This window comes from Streptomyces sp. NPDC020996 (genome assembly GCF_040641355.1).
GTDB lineage: Bacteria > Actinomycetota > Actinomycetes > Streptomycetales > Streptomycetaceae > Streptomyces.
The window spans coordinates 46,501-61,824 of the sequence record NZ_JBFADM010000041.1; the positions used below are offsets into that span (position 1 = coordinate 46,501).

The window sequence follows — 15,324 nt, forward strand, 5'->3', positions numbered from 1 at the left end:
GGACAGCACAGATGTCTTCGCGTGCCGTACGGCGCTGGCTTCCGAACCAGCACGGGGCCTGGGCGATGCTGGTCGTGCCGTTCCTGGCGGGGATGCTGCTGGGCGACCCCACACCCTGGCACGCCCTGCTGCTGCTCGCCTGGCTCCTCGGCTACCTCGCCGTCTTCCATGTCCAGCAGTGGCTGCGGCTCCGGCACAACTCCCGCAATCCCAGAGCCGCCGCCCGTCACACGCGCCCCGTGCGGCTGTTCACGGCGGCGCTGGTGCCGTGCGGCGTCGCCCTCGTCGTGCACGCGCCATGGCTGCTGCTCGCCGCCGTCTGCGCCACGCCGTTCCTCGCCGTCAACTGCTGGTACGCCTGGCGCAACCGGGAGCGGGCCCTGGTCAACGGGCTGGCCGCCGTCGTCCCGGCGTGCGGCATGCTGCCGGTCGCGCTGCTGCTCGGCGGGGGCGGGATCGCGGACGCCTGGAAGCCGGCGCTGGCCTGTCTGCTGTACTTCGCGGGCACCGTCCTCTACGTCAAGACCATGATCCGTGAGCGGGGCAGCACTGCCTACCGGTGGGCCTCGGGCGGCTACCACGCCGTGGCGCTCGGCGTCGCGGGCGCCGTTCTCGGCCCCTGGCTCGCCGGGTTCTTCGCGGTGTGCCTGGGGCGGGCGCTGGCCGTGCCGGCGCTCGGCCGGGTGCGGGTGGGCGTGGTCGGGGCCGGGGAGGCGGTGCTGTCCGTGCTGCTCCTCACCGCGCTGCTGCTGTCCTTCGGGTGACGACGCGCCTCTACGACGCCCCTACGACGCCCTTCCGACGCCCTTCCGACGCCCCTACGAGGGTCCTACGAGGGTCCCCTCACGCCCATCATCCGCCCTCGCCTCACGCCGCCCGGCGTCCCCGTTCCCGATGCGCCCGCACGATCTCCGCGTACCGGTGTCCGCTGCCCTTGATGGTGCGCGCCTGGGTGCGGTAGTCGACGTGGACCAGGCCGAAGCGCTTGTCGTAGCCGTAGGCCCACTCGAAGTTGTCGAGCAGCGACCAGGCGAAGTAGCCGGCCAGCGGGGCGCCCTTGCGGGCGGCGGACGCGCAGGCGGCGAGGTGGCGTTCCAGGTACTCCTGGCGCTCGGGGTCGTGGACGGTGCCGTCCGGGCGTACGACGTCGGGGTAGGCGGAGCCGTTCTCCGTGACGAAGATCCTGCGCGGTCCGTACTCCTCGGTGAGGCGCAGCAGCAGCGTCTCGATGCCGCTCGCGTCGACCTCCCAGTCCATGCCGGTGCGCGGGACGCCGAGACGGCGGACCGTACGGACGCGGGGCGCCGGGGCGGAGGGGTCGTCGGCGACGGTTACCGGGAAGTAGTAGTTCAGGCCGAGCCAGTCCAGGGGCGCGGCGATCACCGCCATGTCGCCCTCCCGCTCTGGGAGTTCGACGCCGTACACCTCGCGCATGTCCGCCGGGAAGCCGCGGCCGTGGACGGGGTCCAGCCACCAGCGGTTGACGTGGCCGTCCAGCCGGCGTGCGGCCCGGACGTCCTCGTCGCGGTCGGTCGCGGCGTGCACGGTGGAGAGGTTGTTGACGATGCCGACCTCGGCGCCCGGGGCGGCGGCGCGGATCGCCTGTACCGCCAGGCCGTGGCCGAGCAGCAGGTGGTAGGAGGCGCGGACGGCGGCCGTCAGGTCGGTCCAGCCGGGGGCCATCGTGCCTTCCAGATGGCCGATCCACGCCGAGCAGGACGGCTCGTTGAGGGTCGCCCAGTGGGTGACGCGGTCGCCCAGGCGTTCGGCGACGACGGAGGCGTACTCGGCGAACGCCAGCGCCGTGTCCCGCTCGGGCCAGCCGCCGCGGTCCTGCAGCACCTGGGGCAGGTCCCAGTGGTAGAGGGTGACGGACGGGGTGATGCCCGCCTGGAGCAGGCCGTCGGTCAACTCGTCGTAGAACGCGAGGCCCTTGGGGTTGACCGGGCCGTCGCCGCCGGGCAGGACGCGCGGCCAGGCGATCGACAACCGGTAGGCGTCGACGCCCAGTCGGCGCATGAGGGCGATGTCCTCGCGCCAGCGGTGGTAGTGGTCGCAGGCGATGTCTCCGTTGTCGTTGCCCGCGATCTTTCCGGGGGTGTGCGAGAAGGTGTCCCAGATCGACGGGGAGCGGCCGTCCTCCGCGACGGCTCCCTCGATCTGGTACGCCGATGTGGCCGTCCCCCACAGGAAGTCGGGCGGGAGCGCGGCGAGGTCGATGGTCACGGAAGTCCCTTCACACACGGGTACGGGTCACTGGTACGGGTCACTGGTACGGGTCACTGGTACGGGTCACTGGTACGGGTCACTTCACGGCCCCGGCCGTCAGGCCGGCGACGAGGTAGCGCTGGAGCAGCAGGAAGCCGGCGACCACGGGCACACTGACGACCAGCGAGGCGGCCATGATCTGGTTCCAGTAGACGTCGTTGAGGGTGGAGTAGCCCTGGAGGCCGACGGCGAGGGTGCGGGTGGTGTCGTTGGTCATCACCGAGGCGAACAACACCTCGCCCCAGGCGGTCATGAAGGCGTAGACGGCGACGGCGACGATGCCGGGGACCGCGGCCGGCACGACCACGCGGAACAGCGCGCCGAGCGGGCCGCAGCCGTCCACCAGGGCCGCCTCGTCCAGGTCGCGCGGCACCGAGTCGAAGTACCCGATCAGCATCCAGATCGAGAACGGCAGGGAGAAGGTCAGGTACGTCAGGATCAGGCCGCCGCGGGAGCCGAACAGGGCGATGCCGGTGGCGTTGCCGATGTTGACGTAGATCAGGAACAGCGGGAGCAGGAAGAGGATGCCGGGGAACATCTGCGTGGACAGCACGGTGACCGTGAAGACGCGCCTGCCGCGGAAGGAGTGGCGGCTGACCGCGTAGGCGGCGAACACCGCGATCACCACCGAGCAGACGGTCGCCGTGCCCGCCACGACGAGGGAGTTCGCGAAGTAGCGCGCGAGCGGGACGGTCGACCAGATGTCGATGTACGGCCGGACGGTCAGGCCGCTGGGCAACCAGCGGAACTCGCCGGAGACGTCCGCGAGCGGCTTCAGCGAGCTGGAGACCATGACGTACACCGGCAGCAGGACGAAGCCGGTGAGCAGGCTGAGGAAGATCCGCCGCGACCACAGGAAGGAGCGGGGCGGGGCCGTCGGGGAGTCAGGCACGGCCGGTCCTCCGTTCGCGCGAGGTGACGGCCAGGTAGGCGCCGGTGACCAGGAGCAGGAAGAGCAGCAGCAGGACGGACATCGCCGAGCCGGTGCCGAAGTTCCAGGTGACGAAGGACGCCTGGTAGATGTGCACGGAGATCAGGTCGGCGGCCTGCGGAGCGGCCTTGCCGAACAGGACGTAGGGCGTGTTGAAGTCGTTGAACGTCCACAGGAACAGCACCAGGACGAGGACCTGGTTGACCGGGCGCAGGGACGGCAGGGTGATGCGGCGGATCCGCTGCCACATCCCGGCGCCGTCCAGGGCGGCCGCCTCGTACAGTTCCCGGGGGATGTTCTGCAGGCCGGCCGTCACGATGAGGAAGGCGAACGGCCAGCCCTTCCACACCGAGACGGTGAGCAGGGCATAGAAGCTGTTGTCGCCGATGAGCCAGAAGGACGGGCGGCCGGTGAGGTGCAGCTGGTCGTGCAGGACGTGGTTCACCAGGCCGTTGTCGTGCTGGAACATGAACACCCAGGTGATGACGGCGGCGTAGACCGGCAGGGCGTACGGCACCAGGAACAGGGCCCTGAGCAGTCCGCGGCCGCGGAAGGCGTCCTGCATGAAGACCGCCGCCGCCGTGCCGATGACCCAGCACAGGGCGACCGACAGCAGGGTGAAGGCGACGGTGACGAGGAAGGAGTGCAGCAGCGCCTCGCCGACCGGGGCGTCGACGTCCACGGAGACGCGGTAGTTGTCGAATCCGGACCAGGGGGCGGCGCCCCAGTCGCGGAGGGTGAACTGGGTGAGTTCCTTGAAGCTCATCACGATGCCGATGACCATCGGCAGCAGGTGGACGAGGAGTTCGAGGAGCAGGGCGGGCAGGAGCAGCAGGTAGGGCAGTCCGGCGCGGCGCAGCCTCCCGGTGCGGCGGGGGCTTCGCGCCGCACCGGGGGAGGCCTTGCGTACGGTCCGGCCGGTGGCGGTGATCGTCATCGGGCTCCGGTTCACTTCGCGGGCATCTGCTGCTGGGCCCTGGTGAGTTTGGCCTTCACCGACGCGGTGGTGACCGGGCGTCCGGCGGCCGCGTCGGCGAACAGTTCCTTGACCGCGGTGCCGACGGCGGTCTCGAACTGGGACTCGTCGGCGACCTGGGGCAGGGCGGCGGCGCTCGTCGCGAGGGTGTCCTTCAGCACGGTGGTGGCGGGGGCGCTGAACGCGGCGTCGGCCTGGGCGGCCCTGACCGGCGGGATGGAGCTGTACGCCTTGTTGAGGATCCGCTGCTCCTCGTCGCCGGTCATGAACTTCACGAACCGGGTGGCGCCGTCGAGGTTGTCGGTGTTCTTGAAGACGGCGAGGTTGATGCCGGCCACCATGGAGTTGACCTGGGTGCCGGTGCCGGGGGTGCCGGACCGGACGGGGACGGGCGCGATGCCGTAGTCGGCCGCGTCCATGCCCTGGGACGCGAGGTTGGCGGCGGCGGACTGCCACAGCAGCATGGCCGTGCGGCCCTTGGCGAAGTCGCTGACGGACTGGTTCTGCGCGTACTCGGCGTTGCCGGGCGGGATGACCTTGTCCTTGGCCATCAGGTCGACGTACTGCTTGACCGCGGCGACCACCTTGTCACCGGTGAAGTCGGCCTTGCCGTCGGGGGTGAAGAAGTCGGCGCCGTGCTGCTTGGCGAAGACGAAGACGTGGTGGATGTTCTCCGAGACGTTGGAGCCCTCCGCGCCGAGCGCCTGCTTGCCCGTCGCTTGGATCTTCTTGCCGTCGGCGATCAACTCGTCCCAGGTGGCGGGCGGTTGCTCGATCCCTGCGTCGGCGAAGATCTTCTTGTTGTAGTAGAGCGCGTAGGCCATCGAGTACAGCGGCACGGCGGCCGGGTCCTTTCCGGTCACGCCGGTCGAGCCGAGGGCGGAGTCGACGAAGCGGTCCTTGCCGCCGATCTTCGCGAAGTTCTTCGCGTCCCAGGGCAACAGCGCGCCCGTGGCCTGCAGGGAGGCGCTCCAGGTGTTGCCGATGTTGAGGACGTCGGGGCCCTGGCCGGAGGTGGTCGCGGTGAGGATCCGGTTGAGCAGGTCGGACCAGGGCACGACCTCCAGCTTCACCTTGATGCCGGTCTGTCTCTCGAACTTGTCGAGCTCGGGCCGGAGCACCTTCTTGTCGACGGCGATGCTCGCGCCCTGGTTGGACGCCCAGTAGGTGAGCGTCTTGGGCGAGTCGTTCGACCCGCCGCCCGTGGCCGAACCGCCTCCGCAGGCCGTGGCCGCGAGGGCGAGTGAGAGGGTGACGGCGCCTACGGCCGCGGCTCGGATGCTGCGCATGGCTCCCGGTGTCCCTTCGGGGTGGCAACTCATGACGTGGTGCAGTCAGGGCTGCCATGACTGCCGTGGCCGTCATGGCTTAATTTAGGACGTGAGTTAAACCTCAAGAGATGGCTCCGTCAAGGGGTCCGGCAGTCCGCGGTCCGCGCGGAACTGCGGTCGCGGTCAGCGCGGAACTCCGGTCACGGTCCGCGTGGAACTCCGGTCACGACTCTTGACGCGCCCGTTCTGGCGGTTGAAGCATTCACCGGCGAGAGAGCGCTCCCAAACCGACGCCGTGTTCACTTCATGAACAGGAGAGCCGCCCCATGCCCGAGAGCCGCCCCACGCCCGACCCAGGTCCCACGCCCACTCCCGTCATCGGCCGCGTCATCGGCCGCAGAGCCGTCCTCGGCGCCGCGGCCGCCTCGGCCCCCGCGGTGCTGGGGCTGTCCACGGCCGCGGCCGCCTCACCGGGCGGGCGGAGGAAACCGCGCCGCCTCCCCGGCGGCGGCGACCTCGGGCCGAACGTCCTGGTCTTCGACCCGTTCATGCCGGACATCCAGGCCAGGCTGGACGAGGTGTTCCGGCAGCAGGAGTCGGCCCAGTTCGGCACCGGCCGCTACGCGCTGCTGTTCAAGCCCGGCACCTACCAGGGTCTCAACGCCCAACTCGGCTTCTACACCTCCATCGCCGGGCTCGGCCTCTCCCCCGACGACACGACGATCAACGGCGACGTCACGGTCGACGCCGGCTGGTTCGGCGGCAACGCCACGCAGAACTTCTGGCGTTCAGCGGAGAACCTCGCCCTGGTCCCGGCGAACGGCACCAACCGGTGGGCGGTGGCGCAGGCGGCCCCCTTCCGCCGCATGCACGTACGCGGCGGCCTCAACCTCGCTCCGTCCGGCTACGGTTGGGCGAGCGGCGGCTACATCGCCGACAGCCGCATCGAGGGCCAGGTCGCCCCGTACTCGCAGCAGCAGTGGTACACCCGCGACAGCGCGATCGGCAGCTGGCTCAACGGCGTCTGGAACATGGTCTTCTCGGGTGTCGAGGGCGCCCCCGCGCAGAGCTTCCCGAACCCGCCGTACACCACGCTCGACACCACCCCCGTCTCCCGGGAGAAGCCCTTCCTCCACGTGGACGGCAGCGGCAGGTTCCGCGTCTTCCTGCCCGCCAAGCGGACCGACGCGCGCGGCGTCAGCTGGGGCAACGGCACGCCGCGCGGCACCTCGATGCCGCTGTCGCGCTTCTACGTCGCCAGGCCGGGCGACTCGGCCGCCACCCTCAACCAGGCGCTCGCCCAGGGCCTCCACCTCCTGCTCACCCCGGGCATCTACCACGTCGACCGCCCGGTGCAGGTGAACCGCCCCGGCACGGTCGTCCTCGGCCTCGGCTACGCGACGATCGTCCCCGACAACGGCGTCACGGCGATGCGGGTCGCCGACGTCGACGGGGTCCGGCTGGCCGGGTTCCTCATCGACGCGGGCCCGGTCAACTCCCGGACGCTGCTGGAGATCGGCCCGCGGGGCGCGTCGCGGGACCACTCGGCCGACCCCACCACCGTGCAGGACGTGTTCGTCCGGATCGGCGGCGCGGGCGCCGGCAAGGCCACCACCAGCATCGTCGTCAACAGCCGGCACACCATCGTCGACCACACCTGGATCTGGCGCGCCGACCACGGCACCGGCGTCGGCTGGGAGACCAACCGGGCCGACTACGGACTCGTCGTCAACGGCGACGACGTGCTGTGCACCGGCCTGTTCGTGGAGCACTTCAACAAGTACGACGTCCAGTGGTACGGCCGGCGCGGCCGCACGATCTTCTTCCAGAACGAGAAGGCGTACGACGCCCCGGACCAGGCCGCGATCCAGAACGGCTCCGTCAAGGGCTACGCCGCCTACAAGGTCGGCGAAGACGTGACCGAGCACGAGGGCTGGGGCCTGGGCAGCTACTGCTACTACAACGTCGACCCGACGATCACGCAGCACCACGGCTTCTCCGCCCCGGACCGGCCGGGGGTGCGCTTCCACGACCTGCTCGTCGTCTCCCTCGGCGGCAACGGCCAGTACGAGCACGTGATCAACGAGACCGGGGCGCCGACGTCGGGCACGTCGACGGTGCCGTCCACGGTGGTGTCGTACCCGTGAGCTTGGGCGGCCCGGCACGCGCGTGGACGCCGGCGGCGCATCCCGCGCGCGGGCGGGGCCGCCGTGCCGGTGCCCGAGTGAAGACGCCCTGATCGTGCTGCCCGACGGTCCATACTGATCCCTGCCGAGCGAGCGCGCCGGCCCGTGCGCGGAAGACCGGGCGGCCGCCGTCGGCGTGTGACGACGCAGGCGAGTCGACGGGGAGAACGGGGAAACGTGTCTGAGCTGGCCGGAAGCGGTGCCGAGCCGCTGACCGAAGAAGATCCGCGGTGCATCGGGCCCATCCCCCTCCTCGGGCGGCTCGGCGCCGGCGGGATGGGGCGGGTCTATCTCGGCGTCCACGAAGGGCCGTACGCCGCCGTCAAGCAGGTCCGGGACTCGATCTCCGGGGAGGACCGGAAGTTCCTGCGCCGGTTCGGACAGGAGCTGGACAACCTGGCGGCGCTGCCCGCCGAAGCCACCGCTCCGTTGCTGGCGAGCGACCCGGCCGCACGGCCGCCGTGTTCGCCACCGCCTACGTCCCCGGCCTCACCCTCGGCGACGCCGTCGGACTGAACGGTGGCCCGCTGCCCGCCGACGCCCTGTGGCGGCTGCTGAGGGAGGCGGCGAAGGGTCTGGCGGCGGTGCACGCGCTGGACATGGTGCACCGGGACCTCAAGCCGTCCAACGTCATGCTGACCCTCGACGGCCTCACCCTCATCGACTTCGGCGTGGCCCGCGCCGCCGAGCAGAGCCAGCTCACCAGTACCGGCCTCGTCGTCGGCACCCCCGCCTACATGTCGCCCGAACAGGCCTCGGGCAGAAGGCGGTTGACCGGCGCCGTCGACATCTTCGCGCTGGGCTCGGTGGTCGCGTACGCGGGGTGCGGGCGTCCGCCCTTCGGCGAGGAGTCCGGGCACGGCGTGCTGTACCGCATCGTGCACGAGCAGCCCGACCTGGAGCCCCTGCGCGAACTGGACCCGGATCTCGCCGAGGTCGTCGCCCGCTGCCTCGACAAGGACCCCGAGGGCCGGCCGACGGCCGCCGAACTGCTGGAGCAGTTCGAAGGGAAGTCCGTCGCCTCGGCGTGGCCGGCGCCGATCGCCGAACGGCTGGCGGAGCGGGCCGCGTTCGCGGCGAACGTGCCGGCGGTGGCCGCGCCGCCGGCGCGGGTGCCGACCTTATCCGACCCTGAGCCGGCCCCCGAGCCGGCGGCTCCCGCAGCGCCCGCCCCGCCCGCATCGCCCTCATCGCCCGCATCGCCCGCATCGCCCGCAGAGGAGCGGCGCGAGCGCCGCCGCACCCGCGTCCTTCTCGCCGTCGTCCCCGTCGTCGTGGTGGTGACCGGCACGACCCTCGCCATCCAGTACCTCCCGCACACCTCCTCACCACAGGACCAGGCGCGGGCCACCTCCTCCGCCTCCGTGTCGGTGGCCGCCACTCCGCATCCCTCGACGTCGGGCGGGAGCCCGTCGGCCACGGCGTCGCCGAGCGGCTCCTCCTCCCCGGGCAAGGGCGGGCAGGACGCGGGCAAGGGCGCGGGCGCCGACGCGGGGGCCGGAGGCGCCCAGGTGTCGGACGGCAGCGCCTCCGGTTCCGGCGCACAGGGCGGCTCGGACGGCACGGGCGGTTCCGTCGGCGGTGCCGGCAGTACCAGCGGTGGCGGCAGCGGCAGCAGTGGCGGCAGCAGCAGCTCGGGCGGAAGTTCCGGTTCCGGCGGCACCGGCGGTTCCGGCGGCACCGGCGGTTCCGGCACGTCCGGCGCCACCTCGACCGGCGGCACGTCGGACTCGCCCCCCCTCCTCCGGCTACTTCCACCTGAAGAACGGCGAGAACGGCAAGTGCCTGGTCCAGGTCTACGGTTCCACCGCCCTCGGGGACTGCTCGGGTTCGTCCGCCTCGTGGATCTTCAAGAGCGCGTCCGGCGGCGGTGTCAAGGTGATCAACCAGTCGAGCGGCAGCTGCCTGAGCGCCAACTTCAACGGCCAGGCCGTCGTCGTCGGCGACTGCGGCGGCCAGGCCGGCTCCGCCCTGCGCTGGTCCACCGGGTCCGGCAACTCCCTCAAGAGCGCCTTCAACGACGGCTGCCTCGACCTGGGCTTCGGAGGCGGGGTGACTACGGGGACGTGCCAGTCCGGAACGTCCTCGCAGAGCTGGGCGCACGTGTGAGGCCGAGCTGACCTCGGCGTGGCCCCCAGAAGGCGGCGCCGCCTACGCCGCGCCGCCTTCGCCTTCACGTTCGCCGTCGGGGTGCCGTACGGCCTTCTTCACGTCGGCCTCGACGTCGCTGCGGGACACATCCTCGGCCTTGGCGTACTCGGTCACCGAGGCCTGTACGTCGCGGGCGAGGTCGCGCCAGGCCCGCCATGCCGTCTCATAGGTGTCGGACTGCTGCTGCGTCCAGCCGCCCTCCAGGGTCGGCGGCCCGTAGGTCTCCCGCAGCTCCTCGACGCGGTTGTGCGCCTGGTCGGCGGCCCGCTGCTTCTCCACCAGCTCTTCGAAGGTGTGTGCCACACAAAGGGAGCTTAGGTCGACAAATGCCACACCGCGCGCCGACGGCGTCGACGCGCGGTGTGGACGGTGCGGATCAGGCCAGGTCGAGCATCAGGCCAGTTCGAAGCATCAGGCCAGGTCGAACCGGTCCAGGTTCATGACCTTGTCCCAGGCGGCGACGAAGTCCTTGACGAACTTCTCCTTCGCGTCGTCGCTGGCGTACACCTCGGCGACCGCGCGCAGCTCGGAGTTCGAGCCGAAGACCAGGTCGACTCGGCTGCCGGACCACTTCAGCTCGCCCGTGGCACGGTCCCGGCCCTCGAAGGTCTCCGCGTCCTCCGACGTCGGCTTCCACTCGATGCCCATGTCGAGCAGGTTGACGAAGAAGTCGTTCGTCAACGACTCGGGCGTCGAGGTGAGCACGCCGAGCTGGGAACCCTGGTGGTTGGCACCCAGCACGCGCAGGCCGCCCACCAGGACCGTCGTCTCGGGCGCGGTCAGCGTGAGCAGGTTCGCGCGGTCGAGCAGGAGGTACTCCGACGGCAGTCGGTTGCCCTTGCCGCGGTAGTTGCGGAAGCCGTCCGCGGTGGGCTCCATCTGCGCGAAGGACTCGACGTCCGTCTGCTCCTGCGAGGCGTCCGTGCGGCCCGGGGTGAACGGGACCTGGATGTCGAAGCCGGCGCTCTTCGCGGCCCGCTCCACGCCCGCGCAGCCGGCGAGGACGATCAGGTCGGCGAGCGAGATCTTCTTGCCGCCGGTCTGCGAGGAGTTGAATGCCTCCTGGATGCCCTCGAGGGTGCTCAGCACCGTGGCGAGGGCGTCGGGGTCGTTGACCTCCCACTCCCGCTGCGGGGCGAGGCGGATCCGGGCGCCGTTGGCGCCGCCGCGCTTGTCGCTGCCGCGGAAGGACGAGGCCGACGCCCAGGCGGTGGACACCAGCTGCGCGACGGACAGGCCCGAGTCGAGGATCTTGCCCTTGAGCGCCTCGACGTCGTCGGCGTCCACCAGCTCGTGGTCGACGGCCGGGATCGGGTCCTGCCACACCAGCGTCTCCTGCGGCACCAGCGGGCCGAGGTAGCGCTGGATCGGGCCCATGTCGCGGTGCGTGAGCTTGAACCAGGCACGGGCGAAGGCGTCCGCGAACTGGTCCGGGTTCTCCAGGAAACGCCGGGAGATCTGCTCGTAGACGGGGTCGAAGCGCAGCGAGAGGTCCGTGGTGAGCATGCGCGGCTCGCGCTTCTTCGACGGGTCGTGGGCCTCCGGGACGGTGCCCGCCCCGGCGCCGTCCTTCGGCCGCCACTGCTTGGCGCCGGCGGGGCTGTCGAACAGCTCCCACTCGTACCCGAACAGCGTCTCGAAGAAGCTGTTGTCCCAGGCCGTCGGGGTCGGCGTCCAGGTGACCTCGAGGCCGCTGGTGATCGCGTCGCCGCCCTTGCCGCTGCCGTAGCTGCTCTTCCAGCCCAGGCCCTGCTCCTCCAGGGGCGCGGCCTCGGGCTCGGGACCGACGGCGTCCGCGGGGCCGGCGCCGTGGGTCTTGCCGAAGGTGTGGCCGCCGGCGATGAGCGCCACGGTCTCCTCGTCGTTCATCGCCATGCGGGCGAAGGTCTCACGGATGTCGCGGGCCGCGGCGAGCGGGTCCGGGTTGCCGTTGGGGCCCTCCGGGTTGACGTAGATGAGGCCCATCTGGACGGCGGCCAGCGGGCTCTCCAGCTCGCGGTCGCCGCTGTAGCGCTCGTCGCCGAGCCAGGTGCGCTCGGGACCCCAGTAGACGTCCTCGTCGGGCTCCCAGACGTCGGCCCGGCCGCCGCCGAAGCCGAAGGTCTTGAAGCCCATGGTCTCCAGGGCACGGTTGCCCGCGAAGATCATCAGGTCGGCCCAGGAGATCTTGCGGCCGTACTTCTTCTTCACCGGCCACAGCAGACGGCGCGCCTTGTCGAGGTTGGCGTTGTCGGGCCAGCTGTTGAGCGGCGCGAACCGCTGCATGCCGGCGCCGGCTCCGCCGCGGCCGTCGTGGACGCGGTACGTGCCGGCGCTGTGCCAGGCCATGCGGATGATCAGCGGCCCGTAATGGCCGAAGTCGGCCGGCCACCACTCCTGCGAGGTGGTCAGCACCTCGTCGACGTCCCTGGCCAGGGCGTCGAGGTCGAGGCTCTGGAACTCGGCGGCGTAGTCGAAGTCGCCGCCCATCGGATCGGACGCGGAGGAGTGCTTGCGGAGAATCGCCAGGTTGAGCTGGTTCGGCCACCAGTCACGGTTGCTTCCGCCCTCGGTCGGGTGGCTGAAGCGTCCGGCGTGGACCGGGCAGCCTCCCGCGCTCTCGTCGTTCATCTCTCCCACTACGGCGTCAGGACTGTCGGCCACGGGAATCCTCCATGGATCAAAGAGTGTGCTCAGTAACCGGTGCGGTGGAACGGGTGTGATCGGTGGAACGGGTGGAATTTGTGGGCCCGGTGGAACCGGTGGAACAGTCGGGGCACAAGCCCCAGTAGACGATCTCGGCCTCGTCTACGACGAAGCCCTGATCATCGGAGGCGGTCAGGCAGGGTGCGGTGCCGACGGCGCAGTCGACGTCGGCGATGACCCCGCAGGACCGGCACACGAGGTGGTGGTGGTTGTCCCCGACCCGCGCCTCGTACCGCGCGACGGAGCCGGGCGGCTCGATGCGCCGCAGCAGACCGGCCGCGGTCAGCACCCGCAGCACGTCGTATACGGCCTGGTGGGACACCGCGCCGAGGTGTTCACGCGCGATACGGGTGATCGAGTCCGTGTCGGCGTGCGGATGACCGTGCACCGCGGACAGCACCGCCAGCCGAGGGCGCGTCACCCGGAGGGCGGCCGCTCGCAACATGCGCTCGAAGTCCGAAGTCGCGGTCACAAACCGCAGTCTTGTCCCTTTCCTGGAATCAATCAAGTTCTGGAAGAGATCAAGTTGAAGATCGAGCTGAAGATTGCCCGCCGAGGGCATGCCTTCCCTCGACCCTGGCACCCAAGCAGCGCCGGGCTTCGCCGTCGCCGGGAGGCTTCACCGATCGGTCACCAATTCGCCATAGTGGTACGCGGGCGTCGTTTCCGCTTCCGGAGCGGCACGCCACGAGAACGCCACGAGAACGCCATGAGAGGCGATCGAGCTGTGCGGCTGGCCTTCTCCCGGCTCCGCCGAGCGCCGCGGCCGGAAGGGCCGGCGCCCGCGGACCGGTGCGTCACGTCCGAGGTGGTGCTCCGCAACGGGCGCGGCGCCGAGCTCGGCCGGCTGCGCTTCCGCGCCTGCGGCGCCTGCCGCGCCGGACGCATCCTGGACGTGCGGGTCGTCGACGAACGCCGGCGCGAGGGTTTCGCGCGCGAACTCGTGCTCGCCCTGCTCGCGCGCTGCCCGGACCACCACTGGACCACCACGCTCCAGACCCGGACCGGCCGCCGCTTCTTCGCCGCGATGACCGAGGAGACGGCGGTCCCCTTCCCCCAGGGCGGCCCCCTCTGCGAACACCTGGCGGGCCGGCTCGCTCGACTCTTACCAGGGCACCTTCGTGGTGGTCAGCCACGACGAGCGGTTCCTCGCCGAGATCGGCGTCAACCGCCGGCTGCGGGTGGCCGACGGAGCGCTCACGGAGACGGGAGCCCCCGCGGTGTGAGCCCCGCGGCGCGAGGCGCCAGAGTGTGCAGCGGTCCGCGCGGGGCCCTATGGCCCGGTGGGCCGCACGACGTGCGGGTGCCCAGCCGGCTCCCGCCGACCGGCCTGTAGGTGTCGGCGCCGTTGTTGAGTAAGGAGGCGAACCACAGGCCCGTGACGGGCTGCTCGATGTCGCCTCGGGCAGGACCCTGATCACGCCCTCGGGCAGGTCCACCCGCTCCAGCGGTTCGGCCGGGAAGTCCATGCGCAGCGAGTTCTCCGGGGAACACCTTCGGGACCACGTGGTTGCCGGCGACCAGGGCCGGGATGATCTCCGAAGTGGCCGAGGAGAAGGGCGGGTTCCACGGGATCACCGCGGCCACGACGCCGACCGCCTCACGGCGCACCACGCTGCGCGCCGGGAACGCCGGCTCGGAGGGCACGAGTGCCTCCTCCCGGGTGAACTCCTCCACCGCCGCCTTCAGACAGGCGTTCGCCTGCCGGGTGAGGCCGGGCTGTCCGGCGCGGGTGAACCATCCGGCCGAACCGTCCTCCAGCGAGATCAGGTGGGCGATCGGGTCCGCGCCCTCCTCGCGCAGTGCGTCGAACCGCCAGGACCGCGGGGCGCGGCGACCGCGCGATCGATGTTCGCCGACTGCGCCTGCGCGGCCGCATGCCGGTTCGGAGGATTCGTCATATGAGGGTACTGAAGGGTTGAAGAGAGGTAATATCCCGCGCACATGGCGTCCGCCGAGCCGTTCTCGGCGGTGCGGGAGGGGGCCGGAAATCCATGATCAGAAAGTGCGCGATGACGCTCGGGGCGTTACTGCTCGCGAGCGGCTGCGGCGGTGCCTCGCACGACGGGTCGAGCGCGGCGCGGTCACCGTCGGCGGACGTGTCCGAGTCCGCCTCCGGCACCGCTTCGGCGACGCCGGACGTCAGCAGTTCGCCCCCGGGGACGGACTCCACCACGCAGGAACCGGTCGAGGAGACCCCCGCCTCGCAGAGTGCGACCTCCGACGCTCCGCAGACGTGGAGCGCAAGCGTCGGGAGCGGTGACGGTGAGCAGTCGGCCGACGACGGGAGCCTGGACTGCGGCAGCCTCCCCGGCAGCGGGACCTTCACCGACCCGCTGCAACTCGGCACCGTGGACGGCCCCGTGACGGCCGGGAATTGCGACCCGCTGACCCCCGGCTCCCCGTTCAACGTCCGCTACTTCTCCTTCACGTTGTCCGGCGCGCCGGGTTCGAGCGCCCATGCCGGGGCGTCTTTCACCCTCACACAGAACGCGCTCGGCCCGGTATACCCGGCGATCATTCAGCCGAACGGGTGGGTGCTCAAGAACAGCCTCGGGTCCGGGTACTGGACCGGTACGGAACCCGACTTCACCGGCCGCTACCAGCAGATCTCGGACCTGGCCCCAGGCACCTACATCCTCCGCACGGAGAAACTCGACTCCCCCCTGCACTCCCTGTCCACGCCTTCCTACGACGTCGTCGTCGACCCCGACGGGCGCTGAGGCATCCCAAGGGACACCGGGGGATCACTTCTGTTCGTTATTCACCGAATGTGATTTTCCCACCACATATCGCCCGTCAACTCGTAGCCTTTCCGGTATCACGCCGGGAAGCGCGCCGGGGGAGCTGGTTCTC

Annotated in this window: 13 protein-coding genes and 2 pseudogenes; 6 read left to right on the plus strand and 9 right to left on the minus strand. The window is 71.0% G+C overall.

All coding sequences use genetic code 11. The features are described 5' to 3' along the window. The first annotated feature begins 11 nt into the window (after positions 1–11). A complete protein-coding gene (locus AB0G63_RS25540) occupies positions 12–764 on the plus strand; it encodes a YwiC-like family protein (protein ID WP_360754385.1) in 753 nt (250 codons plus the stop codon). Between the two features lie 103 nt (positions 765–867). Here the strand turns inward: AB0G63_RS25540 and AB0G63_RS25545 are convergent, their stop codons facing one another. The 4 genes from AB0G63_RS25545 to AB0G63_RS25560 form a co-directional block, all read right to left on the minus strand. After that, positions 868–2,226: a GH1 family beta-glucosidase gene (locus AB0G63_RS25545; protein ID WP_360754387.1), complete on the minus strand. Its 1,359-nt coding sequence runs from the start codon at positions 2,224–2,226 to the stop codon at positions 868–870. 79 nt (positions 2,227–2,305) lie between these two features. Continuing rightward, entirely contained in the window at positions 2,306–3,160 is an 855-nt protein-coding gene (locus AB0G63_RS25550; RefSeq protein ID WP_360754390.1) for a carbohydrate ABC transporter permease, read from the minus strand. Then, entirely contained in the window at positions 3,153–4,136 is a 984-nt protein-coding gene (locus AB0G63_RS25555) for a sugar ABC transporter permease (protein ID WP_360754392.1), read from the minus strand. Before AB0G63_RS25555 ends, AB0G63_RS25550 begins: the two co-directional genes overlap by 8 nt. Before the next feature lie 11 nt (positions 4,137–4,147). Next, positions 4,148–5,464 (minus strand): sugar ABC transporter substrate-binding protein, encoded by a 1,317-nt coding sequence (locus AB0G63_RS25560; protein ID WP_360754395.1) that lies wholly within the window; start codon positions 5,462–5,464, stop codon positions 4,148–4,150. 308 nt (positions 5,465–5,772) lie between these two features. On the opposite strand from AB0G63_RS25560, the gene AB0G63_RS25565 reads away from it, so the two are divergent. The 4 genes and pseudogenes from AB0G63_RS25565 (at position 5,773) to AB0G63_RS25580 (ending at position 9,741) form a co-directional block, all read left to right on the plus strand. Continuing rightward, the gene (locus AB0G63_RS25565; RefSeq protein ID WP_360754398.1) at positions 5,773–7,593 is read left to right on the plus strand and encodes a coagulation factor 5/8 type domain-containing protein; all 1,821 of its coding nucleotides are present in this window, start codon (positions 5,773–5,775) and stop codon (positions 7,591–7,593) included. Between the two features lie 216 nt (positions 7,594–7,809). Continuing rightward, positions 7,810–8,148 carry a hypothetical protein gene (locus AB0G63_RS25570; protein ID WP_360754401.1) on the plus strand — a complete coding sequence of 113 codons (339 nt, stop codon included), beginning with the start codon at positions 7,810–7,812 and terminating at the stop codon, positions 8,146–8,148. Further along, positions 8,094–8,573: pseudogene (locus tag AB0G63_RS25575) on the plus strand (serine/threonine-protein kinase); the annotation flags it as partial. The gene AB0G63_RS25570 and the pseudogene AB0G63_RS25575, both read left to right, overlap by 55 nt. A 676-nt stretch (positions 8,574–9,249) precedes the next feature. Beyond that, positions 9,250–9,741 (plus strand): ricin-type beta-trefoil lectin domain protein, encoded by a 492-nt coding sequence (locus AB0G63_RS25580; protein WP_360754460.1) that lies wholly within the window; start codon positions 9,250–9,252, stop codon positions 9,739–9,741. 42 nt (positions 9,742–9,783) lie between these two features. On the opposite strand, the gene AB0G63_RS25585 is transcribed toward AB0G63_RS25580, so the two are convergent. The 5 genes and pseudogenes from AB0G63_RS25585 to AB0G63_RS25605 form a co-directional block, all read right to left on the minus strand. Next, a complete protein-coding gene (locus AB0G63_RS25585; RefSeq protein ID WP_360754403.1) occupies positions 9,784–10,086 on the minus strand; it encodes a hypothetical protein in 303 nt (100 codons plus the stop codon). Positions 10,087–10,194: 108 nt separating this feature from the next. Then, on the minus strand, positions 10,195–12,426 hold the full coding sequence (gene katG, locus AB0G63_RS25590) for a catalase/peroxidase HPI (RefSeq protein ID WP_360754406.1): 2,232 nt from the start codon (positions 12,424–12,426) through the stop codon (positions 10,195–10,197). Positions 12,427–12,442: 16 nt separating this feature from the next. Further along, positions 12,443–12,913, minus strand: coding sequence for a Fur family transcriptional regulator (locus AB0G63_RS25595; RefSeq protein WP_360754461.1), 471 nt, complete (start codon positions 12,911–12,913; stop codon positions 12,443–12,445). 174 nt (positions 12,914–13,087) lie between these two features. Next, entirely contained in the window at positions 13,088–13,447 is a 360-nt protein-coding gene (locus tag AB0G63_RS25600) for a hypothetical protein (protein WP_360754466.1), read from the minus strand. 424 nt (positions 13,448–13,871) lie between these two features. Beyond that, positions 13,872–14,342: pseudogene (locus tag AB0G63_RS25605) on the minus strand (aldehyde dehydrogenase family protein); the annotation flags it as partial. A gap of 120 nt (positions 14,343–14,462) precedes the next feature. On the opposite strand from AB0G63_RS25605, the gene AB0G63_RS25610 reads away from it, so the two are divergent. Then, positions 14,463–15,191 carry a hypothetical protein gene (locus tag AB0G63_RS25610; RefSeq protein WP_360754408.1) on the plus strand — a complete coding sequence of 243 codons (729 nt, stop codon included), beginning with the start codon at positions 14,463–14,465 and terminating at the stop codon, positions 15,189–15,191. Positions 15,192–15,324 lie beyond the last annotated feature (133 nt).

Coding starts and splice junctions, on each gene's coding strand:
- AB0G63_RS25540 (WP_360754385.1), top strand. CDS start 12: ATGTCTTCGCGTGCCGTACGGCGCTGGCTTCCGAACCAGCACGGGGCC.
- AB0G63_RS25555 (WP_360754392.1), bottom strand. CDS start 4,136: ATGACGATCACCGCCACCGGCCGGACCGTACGCAAGGCCTCCCCCGGT.
- AB0G63_RS25595 (WP_360754461.1), bottom strand. CDS start 12,913: ATGTTGCGAGCGGCCGCCCTCCGGGTGACGCGCCCTCGGCTGGCGGTG.
- AB0G63_RS25610 (WP_360754408.1), top strand. CDS start 14,463: ATGATCAGAAAGTGCGCGATGACGCTCGGGGCGTTACTGCTCGCGAGC.
- AB0G63_RS25565 (WP_360754398.1), top strand. CDS start 5,773: ATGCCCGAGAGCCGCCCCACGCCCGACCCAGGTCCCACGCCCACTCCC.
- AB0G63_RS25560 (WP_360754395.1), bottom strand. CDS start 5,464: ATGCGCAGCATCCGAGCCGCGGCCGTAGGCGCCGTCACCCTCTCACTC.